At 64.6% G+C, this 22,644-nt stretch carries 27 protein-coding genes; 14 read left to right on the top strand and 13 right to left on the bottom strand.

Annotated elements, in window-relative coordinates:
- Positions 1–93: 93 nt before the first annotated feature.
- From ACP7BY_RS08610 to ACP7BY_RS08600, 3 genes are read right to left on the bottom strand one after another with little or no spacing between them, the layout of a single operon-like run.
- Positions 94–1,113 carry a LacI family DNA-binding transcriptional regulator gene (locus ACP7BY_RS08610; RefSeq protein WP_137902397.1) on the bottom strand — a complete coding sequence of 340 codons (1,020 nt, stop codon included), beginning with the start codon at positions 1,111–1,113 and terminating at the stop codon, positions 94–96.
- A gap of 43 nt (positions 1,114–1,156) precedes the next feature.
- Positions 1,157–2,269, bottom strand: a complete 1,113-nt coding sequence (locus ACP7BY_RS08605; RefSeq protein ID WP_126849158.1) for an esterase-like activity of phytase family protein — start codon at positions 2,267–2,269, stop codon at positions 1,157–1,159.
- A 26-nt stretch (positions 2,270–2,295) separates the two neighbouring features.
- Positions 2,296–4,689, bottom strand: coding sequence for a TonB-dependent receptor (locus ACP7BY_RS08600; RefSeq protein ID WP_249340796.1), 2,394 nt, complete (start codon positions 4,687–4,689; stop codon positions 2,296–2,298).
- 602 nt (positions 4,690–5,291) lie between these two features.
- On the opposite strand from ACP7BY_RS08600, the gene ACP7BY_RS08595 reads away from it, so the two are divergent.
- Entirely contained in the window at positions 5,292–5,477 is a 186-nt protein-coding gene (locus tag ACP7BY_RS08595; RefSeq protein WP_081988593.1) for a MerR family transcriptional regulator, read from the top strand.
- A gap of 176 nt (positions 5,478–5,653) precedes the next feature.
- On the opposite strand, the gene ACP7BY_RS08590 is transcribed toward ACP7BY_RS08595, so the two are convergent.
- The 4 genes from ACP7BY_RS08590 to ACP7BY_RS08575 are packed head-to-tail and all read right to left on the bottom strand — an operon-like array spanning position 5,654 to position 8,381.
- Entirely contained in the window at positions 5,654–6,424 is a 771-nt protein-coding gene (locus ACP7BY_RS08590) for an anti-sigma factor family protein (RefSeq protein ID WP_033963379.1), read from the bottom strand.
- Positions 6,421–7,050 (bottom strand): sigma-70 family RNA polymerase sigma factor, encoded by a 630-nt coding sequence (locus ACP7BY_RS08585; protein WP_212742081.1) that lies wholly within the window; start codon positions 7,048–7,050, stop codon positions 6,421–6,423. The genes ACP7BY_RS08590 and ACP7BY_RS08585 overlap by 4 nt, the downstream gene beginning before the upstream one ends.
- A gap of 33 nt (positions 7,051–7,083) precedes the next feature.
- Complete coding sequence (locus tag ACP7BY_RS08580) at positions 7,084–7,428, bottom strand: cupredoxin domain-containing protein (protein ID WP_033963377.1); 345 nt, start codon at positions 7,426–7,428, stop codon at positions 7,084–7,086.
- A gap of 17 nt (positions 7,429–7,445) precedes the next feature.
- Positions 7,446–8,381, bottom strand: coding sequence for a metallophosphoesterase family protein (locus ACP7BY_RS08575; protein WP_033963376.1), 936 nt, complete (start codon positions 8,379–8,381; stop codon positions 7,446–7,448).
- A gap of 597 nt (positions 8,382–8,978) precedes the next feature.
- Between ACP7BY_RS08575 and ACP7BY_RS08570 the strand changes: the two genes are divergently transcribed.
- The 10 genes from ACP7BY_RS08570 to ACP7BY_RS08525 all read left to right on the top strand — a co-directional run bounded on the left by ACP7BY_RS08570 (position 8,979) and on the right by ACP7BY_RS08525 (position 15,950).
- Positions 8,979–9,524 carry a carboxymuconolactone decarboxylase family protein gene (locus tag ACP7BY_RS08570; protein WP_033963375.1) on the top strand — a complete coding sequence of 182 codons (546 nt, stop codon included), beginning with the start codon at positions 8,979–8,981 and terminating at the stop codon, positions 9,522–9,524.
- Between the two features lie 91 nt (positions 9,525–9,615).
- Positions 9,616–9,864 (top strand): DUF1348 family protein, encoded by a 249-nt coding sequence (locus tag ACP7BY_RS08565; protein WP_033963455.1) that lies wholly within the window; start codon positions 9,616–9,618, stop codon positions 9,862–9,864.
- Positions 9,864–10,388, top strand: a complete 525-nt coding sequence (locus tag ACP7BY_RS08560) for an NADPH-dependent FMN reductase (protein ID WP_171010447.1) — start codon at positions 9,864–9,866, stop codon at positions 10,386–10,388. The genes ACP7BY_RS08565 and ACP7BY_RS08560 overlap by 1 nt, the downstream gene beginning before the upstream one ends.
- Before the next feature lie 62 nt (positions 10,389–10,450).
- Positions 10,451–11,002, top strand: coding sequence for a cytochrome P460 family protein (locus ACP7BY_RS08555; RefSeq protein ID WP_033963503.1), 552 nt, complete (start codon positions 10,451–10,453; stop codon positions 11,000–11,002).
- A gap of 334 nt (positions 11,003–11,336) precedes the next feature.
- Entirely contained in the window at positions 11,337–11,870 is a 534-nt protein-coding gene (locus ACP7BY_RS08550; RefSeq protein ID WP_052192042.1) for a hypothetical protein, read from the top strand.
- Entirely contained in the window at positions 11,867–12,925 is a 1,059-nt protein-coding gene (locus ACP7BY_RS08545; protein ID WP_033963453.1) for a 3-oxoacyl-ACP synthase III family protein, read from the top strand. Before ACP7BY_RS08550 ends, ACP7BY_RS08545 begins: the two co-directional genes overlap by 4 nt.
- Complete coding sequence (locus ACP7BY_RS08540; protein ID WP_137902399.1) at positions 12,912–13,646, top strand: ABC transporter ATP-binding protein; 735 nt, start codon at positions 12,912–12,914, stop codon at positions 13,644–13,646. Before ACP7BY_RS08545 ends, ACP7BY_RS08540 begins: the two co-directional genes overlap by 14 nt.
- Positions 13,643–14,746 carry an ABC transporter permease gene (locus ACP7BY_RS08535; RefSeq protein ID WP_249340797.1) on the top strand — a complete coding sequence of 368 codons (1,104 nt, stop codon included), beginning with the start codon at positions 13,643–13,645 and terminating at the stop codon, positions 14,744–14,746. Before ACP7BY_RS08540 ends, ACP7BY_RS08535 begins: the two co-directional genes overlap by 4 nt.
- Positions 14,747–14,822: 76 nt before the next feature.
- Entirely contained in the window at positions 14,823–15,221 is a 399-nt protein-coding gene (locus tag ACP7BY_RS08530) for a thioredoxin family protein (protein ID WP_033963451.1), read from the top strand.
- 3 nt (positions 15,222–15,224) lie between these two features.
- The gene (locus tag ACP7BY_RS08525) at positions 15,225–15,950 is read left to right on the top strand and encodes a cytochrome c biogenesis CcdA family protein (RefSeq protein ID WP_033963449.1); all 726 of its coding nucleotides are present in this window, start codon (positions 15,225–15,227) and stop codon (positions 15,948–15,950) included.
- Positions 15,951–16,235: 285 nt separating this feature from the next.
- On the opposite strand, the gene ACP7BY_RS08520 is transcribed toward ACP7BY_RS08525, so the two are convergent.
- The 4 genes from ACP7BY_RS08520 to ACP7BY_RS08505 all read right to left on the bottom strand — a co-directional run bounded on the left by ACP7BY_RS08520 (position 16,236) and on the right by ACP7BY_RS08505 (position 19,308).
- Positions 16,236–17,012 carry a haloacid dehalogenase type II gene (locus ACP7BY_RS08520; protein ID WP_033963497.1) on the bottom strand — a complete coding sequence of 259 codons (777 nt, stop codon included), beginning with the start codon at positions 17,010–17,012 and terminating at the stop codon, positions 16,236–16,238.
- A 17-nt stretch (positions 17,013–17,029) separates the two neighbouring features.
- Positions 17,030–17,803: an SDR family oxidoreductase gene (locus tag ACP7BY_RS08515; protein WP_033963447.1), complete on the bottom strand. Its 774-nt coding sequence runs from the start codon at positions 17,801–17,803 to the stop codon at positions 17,030–17,032.
- Positions 17,803–18,192 (bottom strand): nuclear transport factor 2 family protein, encoded by a 390-nt coding sequence (locus ACP7BY_RS08510; RefSeq protein WP_033963446.1) that lies wholly within the window; start codon positions 18,190–18,192, stop codon positions 17,803–17,805. Before ACP7BY_RS08510 ends, ACP7BY_RS08515 begins: the two co-directional genes overlap by 1 nt.
- A gap of 147 nt (positions 18,193–18,339) precedes the next feature.
- Positions 18,340–19,308, bottom strand: a complete 969-nt coding sequence (locus ACP7BY_RS08505; protein WP_033963445.1) for an alpha/beta fold hydrolase — start codon at positions 19,306–19,308, stop codon at positions 18,340–18,342.
- A 168-nt stretch (positions 19,309–19,476) separates the two neighbouring features.
- Between ACP7BY_RS08505 and ACP7BY_RS08500 the strand changes: the two genes are divergently transcribed.
- Positions 19,477–20,034, top strand: coding sequence for a CGNR zinc finger domain-containing protein (locus tag ACP7BY_RS08500; protein ID WP_052192039.1), 558 nt, complete (start codon positions 19,477–19,479; stop codon positions 20,032–20,034).
- Between the two features lie 6 nt (positions 20,035–20,040).
- Here the strand turns inward: ACP7BY_RS08500 and ACP7BY_RS08495 are convergent, their stop codons facing one another.
- Complete coding sequence (locus ACP7BY_RS08495; RefSeq protein ID WP_033963494.1) at positions 20,041–20,937, bottom strand: LysR family transcriptional regulator; 897 nt, start codon at positions 20,935–20,937, stop codon at positions 20,041–20,043.
- A gap of 163 nt (positions 20,938–21,100) precedes the next feature.
- Here ACP7BY_RS08495 and ACP7BY_RS08490 point away from each other — a divergent pair, with 163 nt between their 5' ends.
- Together ACP7BY_RS08490 and ACP7BY_RS08485 are read left to right on the top strand one after the other, a co-directional pair.
- Positions 21,101–22,048: an alpha/beta fold hydrolase gene (locus ACP7BY_RS08490; RefSeq protein ID WP_249340798.1), complete on the top strand. Its 948-nt coding sequence runs from the start codon at positions 21,101–21,103 to the stop codon at positions 22,046–22,048.
- Positions 22,049–22,159: 111 nt separating this feature from the next.
- Positions 22,160–22,393, top strand: a complete 234-nt coding sequence (locus ACP7BY_RS08485; RefSeq protein WP_212742083.1) for a hypothetical protein — start codon at positions 22,160–22,162, stop codon at positions 22,391–22,393.
- A 64-nt stretch (positions 22,394–22,457) separates the two neighbouring features.
- On the opposite strand, the gene ACP7BY_RS08480 is transcribed toward ACP7BY_RS08485, so the two are convergent.
- Positions 22,458–22,644 (bottom strand): IS3 family transposase (locus ACP7BY_RS08480; protein WP_426288010.1); only part of this gene is annotated, 187 nt, incomplete at its 5' end.

Here is a 22,644-nt window from a genome sequence, read left to right as displayed (position 1 = left end):
TGTCGCAGATTAAACCACTCCAGGCTTCCGAAGGCGTTGGATTGCAAGTTACTCTGCCGCATCGATGATGTCCGCGGCGGCATAATGTTGTTGTTAAGCTTCGACGGAAAGCAACGGCAGCAGGCGAGCAACGGACTCTCGCTCGATTACGCGGGATTCCACCAGCAACGACTGGATGGCATCGTCCCGACCCTTGATTCGAGCAACGAGCGTTTGCAAGGCGCGTCCGGCGAGGTGTTCGATCGGGATTTCGCAAGTTGATAGCTGGGGCTGTGTCAGGCTGGCGAGATCGATATCATCGAACCCCAGCACAGACAGATCGGCAGGCACCGACAGACCCAGGGTCTGTGCGAACCGAATGACGCCGATCGCGATAATGTCCGCCCCCGCGAAGATAGCCGTCGGGCGGTCCTCGATCAGTCGCGATTTGACGATCGGTTCGAGGTCGAGCGAAAAGCTGTTCTCCAGGTTGAAGACGATCTCCCCGCCCTTTTGAAAGGCCTCGACCACACCCGCGCAGCGGTCCCGCATGCTGGCGATATCGAGAGGGCCGGACACAATCCCGATCCGGCGATGGCCGCGTTCCAGAAGATACTGCCCGGCAAGACGCCCCGCCTCCAGATAGTCCACACTCACGGTGTCATATCCAGGGACCGAGCGATCGAGCACGACCGTCGGCGTATTGGACAGGATGCCGTCCGACGTGTCCTTGTCTCGTATCGAAAACCATATGAGGCCGTCGACGCGCAACCCGACCGCCATCGCCAGCGCTTCCGCCTCGATCTCTTCAGATCCTTCGGTGTTGGTCATATAGATTTGATACCCCGCCGCGCGGGCCTCGCGAAAAACCGCCTGGACCAGCGCCGCGAAGAACGGATTGCCGAGATCCGGAATGACCAGCGCCAACATGCCGGAGCGGCCCGACTTCATCGATTTCGCGCTCAGGTTGAGGCGAAAGCCGATGCGTTTTGCGACATCGAGAATATGCGCGCGGGTCTTCGGACCTACGGAGCCGGTTCCATTAATGGCATAAGACGCGCTGGTGAGCGAGACACCGGCTTCGCGCGCGAGATCCTTCAGCGTCGGTGGTCTTGCCCGCTTCGCGTCCCCCATTGCGGTTATTATTCCCTCCAACCTGGCACAGCCTTGGGTACGTTTATCGAAATCGATCCACAAGTCGCCGAGGATCGCGCGCAAGCAGGTGAGCGGGCAGATCGATGAGGACGAAGCGGGTCACGACGCGATCGTCGAAATTGTTATCGGTGACCAGGACGAGCTTGCGGTTGTGCCTGGACGAAGTGGTACCTGGCCACCATGCCATCCCCTCGAGATTGCCCGACGCCTCCGGCGAAAGCGCGTCAAAGTCCACGAGCAGCCGTTTTGGCGAGGTCGGCTGTGCCGTATCGAGAAATGCCACGTCAGCAACGTCGGGCGCGCCACCGAAATCCGCGAGATAGAGGCGGCAATGAAAACGAAACGTTCCATCATCCTGCTGCTCGCCGGATCGCTCCAGAATGAGCAGGCGCTCAGCGTCCAAGGCGAGAATTTCGCTCACGCCATTGTCGGACAGTCGATGCGCGACCGCGCGAACGACCGGGTCGACCCGATACGCGAATTGCTGAGGCGGTCGCCCCGCGCGAAGCCGCGTGAACCTGACGACCGCCGCATGATCAGCATCGGCTACCGGCCCGTCTCCGCGCAATGGGGCCTCCATCGCGACCCAAAGCGCGCCGTCAGGAGCAAAGCTCAAACCTTCGACGGTTCGGTTGGGACGCCCTCGGTTTTGCAGATTGCCAGGCAAGGTGACAAGAGCGCGGACGCGGCCATCGCGTCCGCTTGTCTTAACGCTGGCACCGAAGCCATCGGCGGCGTCGCCCTCGCTTGACCAAAGGAAGTCTTTGCCATCCGGCGTGAATCGGATGGCCTCCGGGTCGACCGCTTCGCTCCCATGGCCCGGCTGAGGGTAAGCGCGCGCAGCTTCACTCCGAAGGGTCACCGGCGTAATATGGTCGACTGCCAGTTGCCGATCCCCTGCGAGCCGCAGACGCAGGCGGTAAGCACGCGCCGGCGCATGTTCTGACTTGTCATCGCTGATCATCAGCCACGCGCGCTGCCTCTGGTCATAGTCCAGACCCGAAATGCCCCCGACATGCCCGTCGCCCGCACCTGACGGTACATCGGCGGTCGCAACAATCCGCGCGGCCGCTGCCGACCGAGCGTGACACATGTCAGCCCCGGTCGACATGAGATTCATCGCGAAAAGCGCCATCGCTGCTGAGCGCCCGCTCGGCACCCTTAGAACCTCACTCTGAAGGAGGCCGTCACGGTGCGCGGCGCACCGATGAAGTAGCGGCCAAGCGACCGTCCGGGCAAACCGGTTTCGGTCGCCGTCGCGGTCGCGCTGGTGACCGAGGCGATATAGCCGACGTCGAACACGTTATCGACGTTGAGTTGGATCGAGGCATTCTTCAGCGCGCCGATCTGCGGCAGGTCATAGCGGGCCATTGCGCCGACCAGCGTGTAACCCGGGATGCGGTCGATCGCGACTTCCTGAAAGGTGGTCGGCGCGATGATGTCGCCCCCCACCCGGCTGCTGATATATTTGATATTGGCCTGCAGCCGCACCCTCGCAAAGGGCTTCAGCGTCAGTTCACCATAGGCGCTGTTGCGCGGGATATCGCGGACATCGCTCCCCGCGATGATCCCGACCGAGGCAAGATTGAGCCGGTCGCGCGACCCGATTGCGGCGTCATCATATTTTGCCTGCTGGTAAGAATAGGTCGCATAGGCGTCGATCCACGGGAAAGTCGCAAGTGCCGCGACCTCGACGCCGTTGGTGGTCTGCCCCAGGATGCTCGCGGCGCGCGTGGCGAGGTTTCCGCGCTGAATGTCGATCGGGTCGGTGACGGTGGGATCGTTGGGCACGATTCCCACGCCGTTTTTCAGATGGACATGAAACGCCTGTACGGACAGCGCCACGTGCCTAGCGGTATAGCGCACGCCACCGTCGATGTTGCTCGACTGCAGCGGCTTGAGGTCGCCGGGCTGGATGACGGCGGTCGAGCCGAGAAAAGCATCCTCCGGAATGCCCGAGAAATTGCGAGCGAAACCGCCGAAGATTTCGAGGTGGGCAAGCGGTGTGAGGCTGAACGCGACCTTTGGCTGAACTGGTGAATTCTGCGAAAAATCGAGCTTCGCCGAATATTCCAGCGGCGACTGCGCTTTATATCGGACATGGTACCACGTTACGCCGGCATCGAGGCGAAGCACGCCCGGTACAAGCTGGAAGGAATCCTGACCGTAAAATTCGAGCGTCGTGATCGACGTCGACCGATTGTAGAGCACATAGGATGGCAAACCGCCCTTCCACGCGAGCTGCGTGGTGGAGGGGATGATCGGATAGAAGTCGCGTTCCTCCGACGACGTGCCGCCATCGAACCAGCCGCCAATGCGGACGCTATTGCGCGGCACCAGGTCAGCGATCGTGAGCTCCGCTGTGCTGCCGTAGCGTTCGCGCTTGCGCGGCGTGACGCGCATGTCGGCCGGGCCACCGACCACGTTCGGATTGGACGTCGTTGCCAGCGCCGGGCGCACAGCGCCGCCGCTCGCGGTATACCCCAGCACCGCATACGGGTCCGCGCCGACAAGCTGACGATGACGGTTCTGATAGCTTAGCGAATAGCCGTCGAGCGTCTGGTAATAGGGGTTGATGGCAAGGGTCACATGTTCGGCAAGGACGAACTTGCCGTTGAGATAGGCGAGGAAATCGCGGCGCGCCCCGCCGAAGGTGCCGCCATAGTTCAAATCCTGATTGGGAATGCCGGTCAGCGTATCGTTGAGGAAATCGCTCTTCGGATTCGCGTTGAACTGCGCCAGCGTCACGATGTTGAAGTCGTTGTCGAACTGGCTGTTATATGACACCCGAGCCTTCAGGAACGAACCGTTGTCGAACGTCTTGACCGCTTTGAACTCGCCATGGTCGCGATTGGAATGTCGCGCATTCGGCCCCGCCCACACAGCATTCCGCTGGTGCGAGAAGCTGCCATACATGGCGACACCGCCTGGAAGATTGCCGGTGTCGATCCGCAGCGAGGCGCGATTATAGTCGAAACTGCCGACGCCCCCTTCCGCCGTCACGCCGAAGTCGCGGGCCGGCTCCTCGGTACGAAAATCGATGAAACCGCCGAGCGCGAAGCGTGATGGCGCGCCGATGTCCCCCGCGCTCTGCGACACGACGATGCTGCCGATGTTGCTCGAATCGATGAAGCGTTGTGGCGGCGACCCGCCGTTGAACCGCGCATCGCCAGTCGGAATACCGTCCAGCGTCAGGCCGATCTGTTCCTTGTTAAGACCGCGCAAGAACAGTTCGAACGAGAACGAGCCGCCTCGGGCGTCGCCGGTCGAAACCTTGACGCCCGGCACTTTGGCCAGGCTTTGGGTGATGTCCGCGCCCAACGGACGGTCGGCGATGTCGGTACGGTCAAGCTCAAACGTCGCGCGCGCCTTGCCCGCGCCGAGCTTTTGCCCGGTCACGACGATGTCGCTCCCATCTGCTGCGGCGACCTCGGCTGGTGTGGTGCCCGGGGGCTCCGTGCGCTGCGCATGCGCCTCTTGCGCGCACAGGATGGCAACGAGCGCGCCGCTGGCCACCCGGGCCCCTACGGCTCCGGATATTTTCTTGAAAGCCATGTTTGTCCCCCTTTTTTCCGATTCGGTACCGCGCTGTCGCATCGCAGTATGACGCCTTTGTGAAACGTTTCACTTTTTGCGCATCTTTTGTTCGACGTTAGGTCTCATGGGACAGTTTCAGGGTTCAGAGACCGGAGGATTTTGGTCTCGACGCTGGGATGATTTCACTGAGGTTGATGCGATCGAGGTGATGCGCTGCCGCGCTGCCGGTGCGCGATACGGCTGGTCTGACCGATTAGGCTGCGGGGAAAATTCGACACCAAACCATAGGAAGTCGCCCCGCGGGACTCCGCTTGAAGAACTGACCTAGCGGGATTTAAGCAAGTTGAGTTCCGCCAGACTGGTAGCAGTCGCGATGATCGCCTCTTCAGGGGGGCGAGGGTTCCAACCGAGCAGGTGCTGTGCCTTAGCAGCGGTCGCATCTTTTCTTTTTCCAAGCTCGGGCAACAAGCTCCTCACTTCGGGATCGAAGAGGGCGACCGCTCTCAATAGCCAATTGGGCAATTGGCGTGTCGATACGGCGTGGGCCGCGTGGCCAAGGTGGTCCCTCAAGATCTGTGCCATCTGGGCGACGCTCATGAAATGACCAGCAGTCGCGAGGAATCTCTCTCCGGCGGCGCGGGCTGATCCCCCTCGCGGTAAGAGGCGAAAATGGCTACCGGAACTACAGCTCAGACATCCTGGAAACACTCACCTTCATACACCAGGCGCAGGATCTTGGCTTTACCCTCGACGAGGTAGTGCGCCGCAAGCAGCGCATCACCGCACTTATCGAAAAGTATACGTAATCGGTTCAGCTCCCGCGATGCGCTTACAGATAGGTCTAATTCCGCGCAGCACGAGCTTTGGACGAACGCCATCGCGGTTCACGGTGGACCTTTGGGGCATTTCCGGTCATTCGCGAGCAGCACCGCCCTGCACGCGACGTCACGATACTGACCGCCAACTGGCACCGGACCTCCGATCATGATGCCGCACGCGCAAAGGCGTGGTGGAACAGTTCGAGGTCGCCCGGATCGATGTCCGACACCGCCCAGAATTCGAGTCCGCCGCTCGTCCAGCGCACCAGACTATAGCCCTCGCGCCGCGTCGCAATCCCGACCGGCGACGAGAAGGTGCCTGCGGGAATCACGAACAGATTGATGGTGTGCAACCGCCGACGATAGACGATCGCCGGGACGACCCGGCCATCGAGATAGTCCAGTCGCCCGCCGACCAGCGGGAAGCCCTGCGCTGCCAGTTCGGGCACCGGCGGTGCGAAATCGATCCGCCCGTTGAACCAGGGTTTCACGACATGACGGTTCGAGGTCGCGACATCGGTCAGGTGGTTCGCCAGCAAGGAGCGCACATGACTCGCGACCAGCTGGTCCTGGATCGTTCCCGTCGTAAGCTGCGGCACCGCGACCAACAGTGCCAGGCTTGCCGCCATCGCGCTGAATGCACCGCCGGCCAGCCACGGACCGGCTGAGCGGCTGCGGCGCGGCATGCTACCCAGCACACGCCCGGGACGCTCGGCGGCGATGTCGGCCTCGATCCGCGCGCGCAGCGACGCGGGGGCCTGGAGCTGCAATGCGGGGTCGCTGATTTGGGCGTGCACCGCTTCCAGTCGGGCGAAGGCCTCGGCACAGCCGACGCAACTCTTCAAATGCGCCTCGATCGCGACGCTGTTCACCGCATCCAGTTCACCGTCGAGCAGCGCGTGAAGCTGGAGCAGCCGATCCTCGCACCCGGTCATGCGCGTTCCTCCCGCTGCGCGTCCGGCTGGGGCAGCAGCAACGTCGCCAGCATGTCGCGCGCCCGCGCCAGGCGGGACATTACGGTCCCGATCGGAACCTCGGTCACTGTGGCAATCTCCCGGTACGACATCTGCTCCATTTCACGCAGCACGAGCGCCTCCCGGAACGGCTCCGGGATGGCGGCGATAACGGTACGGACATTCTCGACCTCCTCCTGACGGAGCACAGCAGCTTCAGGCGATTCCCCGTCATCGGGATAATTGTCGAGTGCCGCCGCTTGGCCCTCGGTCAAGCCGGCATGGTCCACCAGCACCCGGCTGCGGCCGAGTTCGGCGCTCGCCCGGTCGCGCCAGCAATTGCGGACGATCGCGAACAGCCATGCCTTGGCCGATCCGCCCTGATAGGTTCCGAACGCCCGAAAAGCGTTGAGAAAGGCTTCCTGGACGATGTCCTCGGCCGCCGTCGCGTCGGCGGCAAGGTAGCGCGCGAGGCTATAGGCCGCATCGAGATGCGGCAGCATGACCTCGCGAAAACGCCGGGCATCTTCGGGCGCGGCGGCACCCTCCGCCCGCGCCCGTCCGCCTGGGACGAGCCGGGGCCGAAAAATGCTGCCGCGCCCGCCCATCACGCCACGCCACCGCGCATCCGCGCGCCTCCCTCAAGCCGAGACAAGAACCTTGCCCGTCATATGCGGATGGAGCGAGCAGAAATAGCCATAGGCACCCGCCCTGGTGAAGGTGAAGCTGAACCTGTCACCCGTGTCGAGGACCTTGGACTTGAACAGGTTCGTGCCCGACACGACGGTGTGCGGGATGTCGTCGTCATTCACCCAGGTGACGGTCTGACCGACCTTCACCTTCAGCACCTGGGGCCCGAAGGTGAAGTTCGAGATATGAACCATCGGCGCGGCTGCGGCTGCCTGGGCCGCCACGGGGCGGCTGGCAACAGGCGTGGCGACGGCACCGGCGAGCGCGGCAAGCAGGACGATAGAATAACGGACCATAAGGATAATCTCCGGGATCAGGCAGAAAGCGTAGTGTCGACGAGCGCGATCGGATGCTCGCCGCGCTTGAACGTCGCCTCGGTAATGCCGAGCAGACCGCGCAGCTGCCCCGCCGGCACGACTTGCGGGCCGGGCGATGGCGCAGTCGCCGGCATCGGTTGCGGAAAGGCAGTCGAGCGCGCGGTATGGAAGATCATCGTGCCTTCCACCTTCTGGGCGATCTGGTGGATATGGCCGTTGAGGATCGTGACCGAGCCGAAGCGGCGCAAATGGGTCAGCGCCTGGGCGGCGTCATCGGTGCCCCAGCCCCATTCGGCATAGAGCATCCATAGCGGAATATGCGCGAAGATCACGATTGGGGTCGAGGACGCATGACCGGCCAGGTCTTTGGCCAGCCACGCAATCTGCTCGGCACCGAGCCGCCCTGCCCCGCCCGGCTTCAGGTCGGCAACATTGACCAGCCCGACAAAATGGACACCCTTATGGTCGAAGCTGAACCAGCCCGCCCCTTTGCTACCCTTACCATAGCGGGCGAGGAACGCCTTGCCATTGCCTTCGTCGAGCATGTCGTGCTCGCCAGGCACATGAAAGGTCTGGATGCCGGCTTCCTTCAGGATCTGGTCGGCATCGTCGAACTCCTGGTCGCGCGACAATTGGGTGATGTCACCGGTATGGATGATGAAGTCGGGCTTTTCCGGCATCGCGATCACCTTGGAGACGGCCTCGCGGTAGGTCGCGCGCGCATCGGGATTGGCGGGCTTGGCGAACCCGACATGGCTGTCGCTAAGCTGCAGGAAGGTGAAGCTCGGAACAACGTCGGCGCGCGTCCCCTTGCCGACGAGCATCGTGCTCGAGGCGACACCGCCGGACATCGCCCAGAGCGCGCCGGTCCCTGCCCATGCCATGCACCTGAGGGCATCACGGCGATCGGCCGGCGTGTCGAAGAGGTCCATGTGCAGCACTCCAATTGGGGGGTCGGAGAGCAAGACGGGAGATCGCCTTCGTTTATTCCCTGAAATCGACCAAAAAGTGCGATTCTGCCCACGACGCCTGCTTCCAGGGCAGCATCGACTGCAGCACATCGTCGCGACCACATGGTGAAAGATCGCAGCGAGCCCATGAAGCGTGATCCGCCCCAGCGGCAGCCAGGCCGCCTGCTCATGCACCTCGCGAAAGAGGTGCGTCAGGCCCTTGTCCCGTTGCAGGAGCGCCGGAAGTTCGCAGCCGAACCCGGTCGATCAGCGTCAGCGAAACGCGCACGTCGGGATGACGGGCGGTTCACCAACGGCAGGATGTGCCGCCGCCCGAAGGTGAAAGGTGACCCGCCACCGCCCGGCTCGCCGCAGTCGGCGATACCGTATGTGGTGCGCAGCCTTGGCGAAGCTCGCCAGTCGGCGACCGCGACGAAGGTGCGCAGCTCTTCCAGCCGCCCCGCGATTATCCCGATATCCGCATGAGTGAATTGTATAATGAACAGATTATCACAATCACTCAGGAATGACATCTTCAATGGGCAAGCGGCATCCAGCCGCCAGCCCGGAGAAGTTTCGATGTCCCGCCTCGCCATCCCCGCCCGTGAAGATGCCCCCGCCGCAGCGCAACCGCTGCTCGACGCCGTCGAGAAGCAACTCGGCGTCGTCCCCAACCTGTTCCGCCTCGTCGCCACCAGCCCCGCCACACTCGAAGGCTATCTTGGCCTCAACGCCGCACTGGGCCGCACGCTCGATGCCAAGACGCGCGAACGGATCGCCATCGCCGTCGCCCAGGCCAATGGTTGCGACTATTGCCTGTCGGCGCACACCTATCTCGGGCTGAACCTCGCCAAGATCGACGAAGCCGAGATCGCGCTCAACCGCGCCGGCCATTCGGGTGACGCGAAGGCCGATGCCGCGATCGTGTTCGCCCGTCAGGTCCTCGCCGCGCGCGGCAAGGTCAGCGAAGCCGACATCGCTGCTGTCCGCCTTGTCGGCTTTAGTGAGGCGCAAGTGATCGAGATCGTCGCGTCGGTCGCGCTCAATGTGCTGACCAACTATATCAACAACGTGGCTGAGACCGACATCGACTTCCCCGTCGTCCTCGCCGCGCAAGCCGCCTGATCCCCTTGCCGTCGGCGGGCTTCCCCAACGCCCCTGCCCGCCGACGGCATCCGGTGCTGCGCGACGCGCCCGCTGCCCGTGGAGATTCTCTATGACCGTCGAGCTTCCCCGCGCGCCGCTGCCACCCTTCACCCGAGAGCCCGCGCGGCTCAAGGTTCGCGCGACGGAATATCGCCTGGTCAAGGACCGCTGGACCTTCACCGGCAAATATGATGGCCTGATGCGCCGCCGCGAGACATCTGTGAACGACATGCCGATCGCAGCGAGCGACCGCCGCTTCCTGTGGATCGCCCCGCTCCCACGGCCAGAGGGACATCCCCGCCTGGTCGGCGCGGGCTGATGGTCCGGCCAATACGCATTGTCGCCTTGTCGGGCAGCCTTCGCAGGCAGTCGGTCAACGCAGCGCTCCTTCGAGAGATCGCGGCACGCGCGCCCGTCGGCGTCGCCGTCGAAATCGTGTCGCTGGAAACACTGCCGCTGTTCAATCCCGATCTGGAGTCGCCCCCACCACAGGCAGTCACGGCGTTCCGGGGCCGGGTCGCGGCAGCCGATGCGCTGATCATCGCCAGCCCCGAATATGCCCATGGGGTCAGCGGCGTCATGAAAAATGCGCTCGACTGGCTGGTTTCGTGCGAGGCTTTCGCGGCTATGCCAGTCGCGGTGTTGAACGCCGCACCGCGCGCGCACCATGCCGATGCCGCACTGCGCGAAATCCTGTCGACCATGTCGGCGCAGGTCGTCGAGAAGGCGTCGGTCACGATCCCGCTGCCGAACGCAGCGCCATGCCGCCCGACCATCAAGGAAATGCTGACAGATGCCTTGGCGGCGCTCATTGCGGCCACACGCCGGACGAACTCTCCATGACAACGCAACCGAACAGGAATCCCGCCAACCGCTCCAGCCAACGATAGAACAGGACCATGACCATGATACGCGCACTCAAGCTGCTGACACCACTGCTGCTCATTGGTGCCGCGAACGCAAGCGACGTGCCCCGCTATAACGGTGCTGGCGAGCTTGTGGTCCCGGCCGACTATCGCGACTGGATCTTCCTGACATCGGGGTTGAACATGAACTATGGTGACGAGCCGATCGCCGGGCACGATACGTTCGACAATGTCTTTGTCGACCCGGCCTCCTGGCGTGTGTTCAAGGCGACCGGACACTGGCCGCAGGGCACCATCTTCGTGAAGGAAGGCCGCCGCGGCGCGACCAACGGCTCGATCAACCGGACGGGGCAGTTCCAGACCGAACAGCGCGCCTATCTCGAGTTTCACATCCGCGACGCGAAACGTTTTCCAACCGGTTGGGGGTTCTTCGAAGCGGAGGGCGACAAGCCCGCGAAAGTGCTCCCCACCTCGGCGAGCTGCTATGTCTGTCACCAGCAGCACGCCGCAGTCGAGACGACGTTCGTCCAGTTCTACCCGACGGCCAAACCTATCGCGGTAAAAGCGGGCACCTTCGATGCCAGCAAATAGCCCTCCGCCAGTCTGACCGTCCCTGACGTCGCGCCAAGCCCGATCCCCCCGGACGGACCGCCGAGCTACCGTGACGCGGCCCTTTTCGGTTCCTGTAACCGATCAGCCGCAACGGGCGAACTAGACGGCGAGACCCAAGGTAGGTCGGGCGAAGGACCGCGATGTGAACGATACTCCGGGGAGTGGCGGCGCAAGCCGGCCGCGCTGCTTCAACGTCGCGCGTCGTCTCGAGCAACCCGCTTCTCCATCTCTGCGGGTCGCGCTCGACGCCCGCTCGGCCGCAGCCCTCGCGGCACTGCTTCCACTCCTTGGATGCGGCGAAGAAGCGGCCGGTATGGCCTTTGACGGCCTTGCCACATGCCACGCCGGGGATGATCGCGCCGCGCCCGCCCTTCGTGCCATCGCCGAGGAGGAACGCCTGCATGACATGCTGATCCGACACCTGGAGCGCGGCCTGCCCGAGGCAAGGCAGGATGCGTTCCAGATCGAAGCGGCTCGTCGATTTCATATCGGGCTGGTCCGCGGCGGCACCGCACTGCATCTCGCCCGGATCGCGGCGCTCGACGCCGCCGTCTGTACGATGTTCGGCCGACTGCTGCGAACCGGCGGGCCGATCGCTGCCGACCCCCAGGTCGCTTCGGTCCTGCGGCGCATCCACCGCGACGAAGCGCGCCATGTGCGCGTGGCGCGCAGGCTCGCGCTCGAAACGGGATCGGCTCGGGCGCTGCGAAACGCCGCCGCGGCGGCGCGCGACGGGCTGGCCGATATCCTGCTGCTCGCCCGCGACGCCTTTGCGGATATGCAAGTCGATCCCGTGTCGCTCGACCGCGACATCAGACGGCTGCCGGATGGCCTGCTCGTGGCATGACCGCGCCGACACCCCAGGATCGAACTTGGCTGTCGCGCGGAAGAGTCGCGGTGCTTGGCACAGGCCATGCCTTGCCCGACCAGGCGGTATCGACCGATCAGCTGCTCGACCGGATCGCAGCGCGGTTCGACCTTCCGCGCCGCCGCGAGGCGCTGGCGGTAGCGCGGCGCATGGGCATCAACACTCGTCATGTCTGCCGCGATTTCACTGCCGCGACCGAGGCCGCCCGCCCCGGCCAGGCCAATCCCGACCTCGCGGCTGCTGCGATCGCCCGGGCGCTGTCGGAGGCAAACCTAGCGATCGATGATATCGGGTATCTGATCGGTCATACCGCGACCCCCGTCCAGCCGCTGCCGGGCAACATCGCCTTTGTCGCGGATCGGCTGAACTATCGCGGTCCGCATCTCGAATTGCGCCAGGCCTGTACGGGCTTTGCCAACGCCCTGATGATCGCATTCGGTCTGCTGGCGGCACCAGAGGCCCGGCCGGTGGCGATCGTCGGATCGGAGACCGGCTCGCTGTTCTTCGACCCCGGCCGGGTCGCGAAAGATTCGGGGCAATTGGTCAACATGGTGCAGATGGGCGACGGTGCCGGCGCGATCATCCTTGGGCCGGCGACGAGCACCGGCGACAGCGTCGCGGCCGCATGGTTCGGCGCGCTTGGGCTCGGCCGTGCGCCGGGCCTGCAGATGCGCAGCGCGGGCGGCCGCGAGTTCGATCATGATTTCGCCGCGATCCTTTCGTCGGGCGCGCTGCTGTTCGATGCTGGCCGGGACGCTGCGGCCGCGCACGGCGTCGCGCTCGACGCCGTCGACACGATCATTCCACATCAGGTGAGCGGCCGGATTGGCGCACACAGCGCCACGCATTTCGGACTGCCCGTCGAGCGCTTCTTCGTGAACGCCGACCGGCTGGGCAATACCGGTTCGGCGGCGATCTGGCTTGCGCTCGCCGAGCTTCGCGAGGCTCGCCCTGCCAGCGGCACGCGCGCGCTGATCCTTGGGGCCGAGGCGACCAAATATATGCATGGCGGCTTTGTCTATGAGCATGGCTGAACCGCTGATCCACGTCGCCGGCCTCGCAAAAAGCTACGGGTCACGCACGGTGGTGCGCGATGTGACGCTGCGCCTGATGCCGGGCGCGATCGTCGGTCTGGTCGGTGCCAATGGCGGCGGCAAGACGACGACGCTGCGGATGTTCGCCGGACTGCTCCGGCCGGACCTTGGCAGCGGCACCATCGTCGGCGACGACATCCGGCACCCTGGCACCGCGCGCCGCGCGCGGATCGGCTATATGCCGCAACGGCTTTCGCTCTACCCCGAGCTGTCCGTCGCCGAGAACCTGCGGTTTCGGGCCGATGTCCATGGGCTGCTCGATGCGAAAGGGCACGTCGAAACGGCGGCGGCGCGCTGGGGCCTCGCCCCTGTCCTCGCAACGCGGTTCGAGCGCCTTTCCGGCGGCTGGGGCCGGCGCGTGCAATTCGCCGCGACGATGCTTCACGCACCACCGCTGTTGCTGCTCGACGAGCCAACCGCCGGTCTCGATGTCGTCACCCGCACCGATATCTGGCGCTGGCTGATCGAACTGGCCGGACGCGGCCACGGCGTCGTCATCGCGACGCACGACCTGGCCGAGGCCGAGCGCTGCCCCATGATCCTGCACTACCGGGACGGCCAGGTGGAGGGCCCGATCGCGCCGTCGGAGTTGATCGAAAAAAGTGGAGCCGCAACGCTGGAGGCAGCGGTCGCCGCGCTCGCCCCCGGAGACGATCAGTGATCGCGCTCGGACGGATCGCGGCGGTCGCCCGTGTCGAGGTGTTGCGGCTGGTGCGCTCGCGTACGACCTTCACCTTGCTGGTCCTGGTGCCGGCGCTGCAGGTGCTGCTGTTCGGCTATGCGATCCGCCCGACCGCGACGAGCGTCAGCGTCGCGATCGCTGCGCCAACGCCCGCCAATGCCGCTGACGCGGCCCGCGCGCTGCACCGCCTGCCGGGGCTGACCGTCATCACCGGGTCGTCCAGTCCCGGCTCCGCCGAAGCGGCAGTGCGCGCCGGACGGGCGCTGATCGGCATCGAAGTGCCCGCGCTCCGCTCGTTCGCCAACCCCACCCAGATCCAGCGGCCGTTGCGCATTGTCGTCGACGGAACGAATGCCGCGTTGACCAATGCTGCGGTCGCGCGGATCGAGGGCGGCTATTGGCGCGGGCTGGCCGAGCGCGCTGAGGCCGCCGATAGCGGCCCCGGTATCGCCGTCGAGCGGCTCTACAACCCCGGCGGGCGCGCCGACTGGACCTTCCTGCCCGCGCTGATTGGCGTGACGGTGATGATCGCGATGGTCATGCTCGGCAGCCTGAGCCTCGCACGCGACCGCGAATCCGGCAGCTGGGAGGGGCTGCTCGGCCTGCCGATAGGCCCCGCCCAGACCTTTCTCGGCAAGCTCCTGCCCTATGCAGCAATCGGCACGGTACAGGGCCTGCTGGTCCTGGCAGCGGGTGTCATGTTGTTCGACCTGCCGACGCGCGGCAGCGTCGCGGCGCTGGTCGTGTTGCTGCCGCTGTTCGCAGCGGCGCACGTCGCGCTCGGCTATGCGATCTCGGTCAGGGCGAGAACCCAGCTCGCGGCATTACAGGGTGCCGTCGCCTTCTATTTGCCCGCAATGCTCCTGTCGGGCTTTCTCTATCCATTCGAGACCTTGCCGCCCTGGGCACGCTGGATCGGCAATGCCTTCCCGCTCACCCATTTCATTTGCGCCGCGCGCGCGGCGTTGCTGCGCGGAGCGGGAGCGGCCGAGGTGCTGGCGCAGGGCGGGCCCATGATCCTGTTCCTGCTCGCCGCGACCGTCACCGCACTGCTCGCGCAGGCACGCCAGCTCGACTGACCTGCGCTGTAACCGGGCCGCCAGTCAAACCGAATGGGAGGTGAAGACCCTGCTGGGTCGATCCGGGAGATTCACTATGTCGTTCCTTCGCACTGCCACCATTGCCCTCGCCGCACCCGTTGCACTTTTCGCTGCCATGCCGGTCCAGGCCGCCGAGTTCGCGGATTTCGACCGTGCGGCCTTTGAAGCGGCGCAGGCGCAGGGCCGCCCAATCCTGCTGGACGTCCATGCCTGGTGGTGCCCGGTTTGCGGATCGCAGGCGCGCACGATCAAGCGCCTCGCGACGCCGGAAGCCTATCCCAAGCTGATCGTCTTTCGCATCAACTATGACACGCAGAAGGACGTCTGGCGCAGTTTCGGGGTCACCAAACAGGCGACGCTGATCGCGTTCCACGGCCGCCGCGAAACCGGTCGAATCGCCTTCATGACCGACAAGGCAAAGATCGCCGACCTCCTCGCTGCGACCGGCCGCTGACCCATGGCAAATGGCCTCAGCCCCCTGCTCGCCTTCGCAGCCGGAACACTTACGATCCTGTCACCCTGCGTGCTGCCGCTGGTGCCGATCGTGATCGGCAGCGCCGCGCAGCGCCATAAATGGGGCCCGTTCGCGCTCGCGCTCGGGCTGGTTGCCTCGTTCACGCTGGTCGGCTTCACGGTCGCGGTGCTTGGTGCCTCCTCCGGTTTCGACGGTGAGATCGTGCGCCAGGCAGGCGCTATCCTCCTGCTCCTGATCGGTGTCCTGTTGCTGGTGCCGCAGGCGCAGGACCTGCTTGCGCGTGTCGCGGCACCGCTCGCCGATTGGGCGGGGCGGCGGCAGTCAGGGCTCGAGCGCTTCGGCCTGGCCGGACAGGCCGGTATCGGCGTCTTGCTCGGGCTGGTGTGGAGCCCCTGCGTCGGGCCAACCCTGGGTGCCGCGACGGTGCTCGCCGCGCAAGGCCAGAATCTGACGGAGGTCGCGCTGGTAATGGCCGCCTTCGGGTCCGGGATTGCGACAATGCTGCTGCTGATCGCGACCGCAACGCGCGGTTTCCTGTCGCGCTGGCGCGGCCGGTTGATGAGCACCGGACAAGGCGGCAAGCGCGTGCTCGGCGGCCTGCTCGTCCTGGTCGGCCTGCTGATTTTGACTGGTGGCGACCGGATGTTCGAAGGGCTGGTGGTCAGCATCTCTCCGGATTGGCTGACCGATCTGACGACCTCCGTCTAGCCACCGGTCCAGACCTCCCTCCTCCGAACGCTTCGGAGCATGCCGATCACCTATCGCGGCACGATGGCGAGAACGCATTTCAGCAAGCGGGACTGCGCCATATCGAGCGGCGTCACCCGCCCAAGATCTGGACAGTCGGCCGCTACGATCACGACTTCGCCGCGTCCCTTTCGACGCCTTATCGCGGCGATCGCGAAGGCGCGACGCTGGCCGGGTCGGCCCGGTATGAGCCAACAGGATCGGAACCCGCAGCCAAGCTCTTTCAGCTCGATCGCGCGATTGTGGTCAGGCAATACCGGCAAGGGCCAGCACCGCTTCCATCCCGGGCGCGACGATCGCCGGGCCCGGCTCGATCGGTTCGCGCGGGACGCCGAGCCGGTTGACCCAGGCGGTCCGATAGCCGAACCAGGCGGCACCGGCAGCATCCCAGCCGCCAAAGGCAGCAAAGCCGATCCGCGACTTGGGCAGGCCGAACGCGTCAAGCGCCATGGCGTAGGCCGCCCTGGCGGGCTTGAACTGGCGGACACGGTCGGTGCTCAGCACCTGTTCGAACAGCGCGGATATGCCACCGCGCGCCATGTTGGCGCGCAGCGTCTCCTCGCTGAGGTTCGACAGAAACGCGAGCCGAACACCGGCAGCGCGCAGCTTCATCAGAGCCGGACGAACATCCGGCCAGAGATCGAGCTCGGCATAAGCGGCGACCAGTGCGCTGCGATCACGGTCGCTGAGCGTGAGGTGCAGCGCCTCCGCAGTATAGCGCAGGGACGCATCCGCGAGCGCATCGAACCCGGCATATTGCCCGGCGGAGGTGTAGAGCCAGGCATAACCGAACAGCTTGGCGTTCCATTGCTGTGCAAGCGCCTCGCCGCGATCGGGAAACAGCCGTTTCGCCAGCGCCCCCACCGGGCGCGGGTCGAAGATCGGGAAGCCATCGAAGGCGATCGCATCGACGAACGTCGTCGGTGCGGCCCGCGCGGCGGAGGGCAGAATCGCCGCGCCTAACGCCAGCGCGCCGATAGCGTCGCGGCGCGAGAGCGAAGGTGACGTCGGGCGGTCGGGCATGATTGGCTTTCTGCTGGTCACAGGGATTTGGTTTCGCCGCCGTCCATCCGCAGGCTCGATCCGGTCATCCAGCGGGCCGGCGGCGACAGCGCAAAGGCGATGAGCGCGGCAATGTCCTCGGGCTGGCCGAACCGCGATATGTTGGCTTCGCGGGCATAGACCTGCAGCGCGTCCTTGAACGCTAGGTTACGGCTTGCGGCAAAATGCTCGATCATCGCCAGGCGCCGACCGGTCATGACCGCTCCGGGCAGGATGGTGTTGACCTGCACATCGTCTGCGATGCCGCGGTCGGCAAAGGCCTTGGCCAGGCCGGAGATCGCCGCATTGATCGCGGAGACCCCGGCGAGCAGCGCTTTGGGTGCCTCGGCGGTGGCCCCCGACATGAAGATCAGCGAACCGCGCGAGGCCGCGAGATGCGGCCAGCCCGCGGTGGCAAGACGGCGCGCGCCATGGAATTTGAGCGCAAGCCCCTCCTCCCACTGCGCGTCGGTCATCGCCAGCAACTCGGCCTGCGGCACGGCACCGGCGATGTTGACGATCGCGTCGATTGTTGCCGATTGCGCGAGTGTGCCAGCGATCACGTTCGAGGCAGCATTCGGGTCCCGCAGGTCCTGCACGATCGGCAGCGCCTTTGCCCCCGCCGCGCGGATGTGCGCGGCGCTATCCTCGAGATCGGCTTCGGTGCGGGCCACCGCGACGACGAGGTCGAAATCCTGCGCCAGACGGATCGCGGTCGCACGGCCGATGCCGCGGCTCGCGCCGGTGACGATGACAGTGCGAGACGCAACCATCACCGCATCGCCCGATCGACGAGCAGCGTGTCGGTGAACTGGCGAAAGCCTGCCAGCTTGCCATCGTTAACCTCCCATAGATGGGCGAACGCGACATCGAGCGTCTTTCCGGTGCTGCGGTGAACGCCGCCATAGCGACCGGTGGCGACAACAACGTCGCCCGCGTCGAGGATGCTCGCGGGCGTCACCGTCAGATGCTCCCAGTCGGCCATCATCGGCGCGAGGATGCCTTCGGCAACCGCCTCCGGACCGCGGCCGGTCGCGCGATAGGGCCAGCCGTCCATGCCGACCCAGTTGATGTCTTCCGCCATCGTGCCCAGCGCGGCTCCGGCATCGCCGGCGGCCAGTGCCGCATAAAAGGACGCGACGGTGTCGCGATTGATGCTCATGTCTTTTTCGATCCGTCTGACGGTCCACCCGCGCCGAACGTGTGTCCGGACAATAGCTGGCGAACCGGAACAAGGGGTGCGTTGCCGGCGGGTTCCAACGGGGAGACAGAACCGCACCGGCAACGCTTTGCCGGACAGCGTTGGGTGTCAGTGCCCGGCAAAGGCGATCTTGATCTCCCTGGCGACGAGCGGCACGTTTTCCTCAAGCGCGAAATGGCCACCGTCGAGCCAGACGAGCTTGGCCTTGGGGAGGTCCTTGGTGAACGCCTCGGCACCGGCCGGGATAAAGAACGGGTCGTTCTTGCCCCACACGATCAGGGTTTTGGGCTGGTACTTCCGGAATGCGGCGTGCCAGCTGTCGTAGCGCGCGACATTGGTCTTGTAGTCGGAAAGCAGATCAAGCTGATAGGCATCGGTGCCCGGCCGATCGAGCAATGCCTGGTCATGCACCCAATTGTCCGGACTGATCGCTTCGGGGTCCTTCGCGCCGAAGCTGTACTGGAACTGTGTCGTCTCGGGCTTGAGGAAGGTCCGCGCCGCCGCCTCGGTCGTTGCGTCGCGCTTGGCCCAAAGCGGCAGGAACACCTGCTTGGGCATGTCGCCGACGCCTTCGAGATAGCCGTTGGCGTTCTGGATCACGAAACCCTTCACCCGATCAGGGTGCGCGGCGAAAATGCGGAAGCCGATCGGCCCGCCATAATCCTGCATGTAAAGCACATAGGAGGTCAGGTGCAGCTGATCGAGCAGCCCCGTGACGTGAGAGGTCAGGCTGTCGAAGCTATAGGTGAACTCGGTGTTCGACGGCGCGGCAGACTGACCGAAGCCGATATAGTCAGGCGCGATGACGTGGAACGTGTCGGCCAGCGCCGGGATCAGCTCGCGATACATGTGCGACGAGGTCGGAAAGCCGTGCAACAGCACGATGGTCGGCGCGTCGACGCGCCCCGCTTCGCGATAGAAGACCTTCAGGCCATCGACCGTCGCGGTGCGGTAGAAGGTCTGCGTCGATGCGGGTGCGGCGGGTGCCGCTTCTGCAGGAAGTGGGGTCGCGGCAAGCAGGGCGGCGGCCGAAGTTGCCAGCAGCGCGCCGGCGGTGGAACTGAGTGGCTTGGTCATGGGGGCTTTCCTTGTAACCGTTGTAATTACCATTTAACGGTGTCTCTTTAAAAGGCACCTGTCAAGAACGATTTTATCGGTTACAAGGATTGCGTCGCCGCATGGCGGCGGACACAGGATACCGAGCCGATGCACCAGAAACCGTTTTCGGGAGAATTTCGCGAAGGAATGCCCTTTCTGGGCGGCAGCCTGTGGATCGACTTCGTCAACACCACGCCCGTCATCAAGGGCACCGCGCTAGACCTGATCGGCGACGCGTCGGCGTTGGAACGCTGGGCCAGGCAGGCCAATATCGAAACTGCCCTCGCAAACGCGCCCGATGATCCGGCCGCCCTGCAGGACCTGCGCGCACAACTGGCGGACGCGTTCGACCGGCTCGCGGCGTCCAAGCCGCTTCCGGGGGACCTGATTGCGACGATAAATCACCTGATCCAGCACTCCGCGATCAGGCGTCGAATCGTTGATACCGGTGACACCATCGCGCTGAACGAGCATGTCGAGTTCGCCGGGCCGCCGGTCGCGAGCGCAGTCGCCTGGCATTTCGCGCAGTTCCTGGGCAATTACGAACATCAGCGACTGCGCCACTGCGACAACCCGGCCTGCACCATGCAGTTCTACGATGTTGGCAAGAACAACCGCAGACGCTGGTGCACCATGGCGCTGTGCGGCAATCGCGACAAGGTGGCCCAGTATCGCGGCAGGAAGGCGGTCGCTCGTGCGGACTAAGGCAAGCTAGTCCGCCAGGCGCTGCTTCAGGCGCGGCCCCGCAAAGTCGAGAAACGCCCGCAGCTTGAGCGGCACGAGCCGAGCGCTCGAATGGATCAGGCTGAGCGGCGTCGGGTCGGGTTCGAACCTGCCGAGCACGGTCACCAACCGCCCCTCTTTCTCCGCCTCGGCGACCTGATAGTGGAGCGCGCGTGCCAGGCCGGCCCCGGCAATAGCCGCCTCGATCGCCGCTTCGGCCGTTGTCGCGGCGAGGCGACGTCGGATCGGGAACGGCCTGATGACCTTGCCGATGCGAAACGACCAGCCATCGGGTGTCGACAGGAGTTTGCCGGACACGCAATCATGGCTGGCCAGATCCGCCGGATGCAGCGGAGTGCCGCGCTCGGCGAGATAGGCGGGGCTCGCGCATACGACATGCCGAATGTCCGCGATCGTGGTCGCGACCATGCTGCTGTCGGGGAGCCGGTTGATCCTGACCGCGAGATCTACCTGCTCGTCACCGAGATGTACGATCTCGTCGGTCAGCCTGAGGCTGATGGTGACCTCGGGATAAGCGCGCAGAAAGTCCACCACGATCGGCACGAGATGCATGCGCCCGAACACGATCGGCGCGGTGATGACCAGTTCGCCGCGCGGTGTGCGATACTCGCCCGACGCCGCGCGCTCGGCCTCGGCCAGCTCGTCCAGTAGGCGGCGGCATTCGGAATAATAGGACTGGCCGCTTTCGGTCAGCGATATCCCCCGCGCCGACCGGTTGACCAGGCGGACACCGAGCAGATTTTCCAAGTCGGAGACCTTTCGACTGATCGTAGCGAGCGGCATGCGGGTCCGTCGAGCGGCAGCAGAAAATCCTCCATCTTCCACCGTCGCGACGAACGCCGCCATCGACTCGAATCGGTCCATGATCTCTTCCATATTTCGGGAGGCCAGTTCTCATAAATAGTGGATAGATGGTGATATCGAAAGACCGCACATTGCGGGGATCGGCGAGATGGTGGGTGCGGTGCGACGCGCCCTGCCCCTTTGGCCTTCCCAGTCAGTGAGATCGATGATGAAGAATTTTGCTATGGCCGCAGTCGCCGCCGCCCTTCTGCCGACCGCAGGCTTCGCCAACACGCCGGGCGTGGCCGCCGCCGCTACGGTCGCGACGGCACCCGGTGTCACGTATCATACTGCCAAGGTGCGCGGGCTGGACATCTTCTACCGCGAGGCCGGCCCCGTCACGGCACCAACCGTGCTGCTGCTCCATGGTTTTCCGAGTTCCTCCCATATGTTCCGCGATCTGATCCCGCTTTTGGCTACAAAATATCATGTGATCGCGCCGGATTATCCCGGTTTCGGCCATTCAAGCGCGCCATCCGCCGCGGCCTTCCGCTACGACTTCCCGACCCTTGCCAATGTCGTCGACGAGCTCACGGCGACGATCGGGCTGACGCGCTATGTCCTCTACATGCAGGATTATGGCGGCCCGGTCGGCATTCGCCTCGCCATCCTGCACCCCGAACGTGTGCGCGGCCTGGTCGTGCAGAATGCGGTCGCCAATGTGGAAGGCTGGAACCCGCAGATCGTCGGTGGCTTCGCGGCGGCCTGGAAGAACCGCACACCCGAAACCGAAAAGGTCTTTCGCGGTGCCTTCACGCCCGAGGCGACCAAGTTCCAATATGTCGAGGGCGTAACGCGTACCAACCGGATCAACCCGGACGCCTGGGTGTTCGACCAGACGTTAATCGACCGTCCCGGCAACGACCGGATCCAGGTCGAATTGCTCTACCAGTACCAGCACAATGTCGAACTCTACCCCGCGTGGCAGGCGTTCCTGAAAGCCAGGCAGTTGCCGACGCTGGTCGTGTGGGGCGATAATGATCCGATCTTCACAACCAAAGGACGTGACCTTTTCCGAACGTTGGTCCCATCGACCGAGGTTCATTCCTACCCGGCTGGCCATTTCGCGCTGGAGACCCATGCCCCCGAAATTGCAGCAGCGATGCTCGGCTTTCTCGACCGCCTGCCGTAGGCATCTCCGTGCTGACCGCCGTTCACCGTGGTCGATCGGCGCTGCTCTTCGCCGATTGGAAGCAAGGCTGCGGTAAAACGGTTCAATTTTGAGCCGTCTGACACCGAGTAGATGATCGCTTTCCAGCAGAATTTGGAAATCCCCGCAGACGAACGTCTGATCCCGATCGAGGATACACCCGAGCTGCGCTTTAACCATTCCAATGCCATCGGTCTGCTTGCGTCGCGCGGTGCGCTTGGCGAAGCCCGGGTGAGTACCGACGACCTGCTCGGCGCTTCGCCGTACAGGGCGACTTCGCGGGTATTCTGTGGGTTGCAACAAACGCAAAAAGCCCTGCCGCTCTAGCGACAGGGTGATTGCAAGTATCGTTGGTTGCGGGTGAGCTGCTGCCGGTCCCATGGACACCAAGTTAGGCTACATGAGCCTGCTTCTCGAAGTCCATGGGGCTGAGATAGCCCAAGGTCGAGTGCCTGCGCGTGGGATTGTAGAAGCGTTCGATGTAATCGAACACGTCCTGCCTTGCCTGATTGCGCGTGCGGTAGGTTTTGCGCGCGATCCGTTCGGTCTTCAGCGAGGAGAAGAAGCTCTCCATCGCC

The organism is Sphingomonas sp. PSPC2-2 (assembly GCF_049897725.1).
GTDB lineage: Bacteria > Pseudomonadota > Alphaproteobacteria > Sphingomonadales > Sphingomonadaceae > Sphingomonas.
Note: the sequence above shows the minus strand (reverse complement) of the source record. Positions and strands in the feature narration are given on the sequence as shown.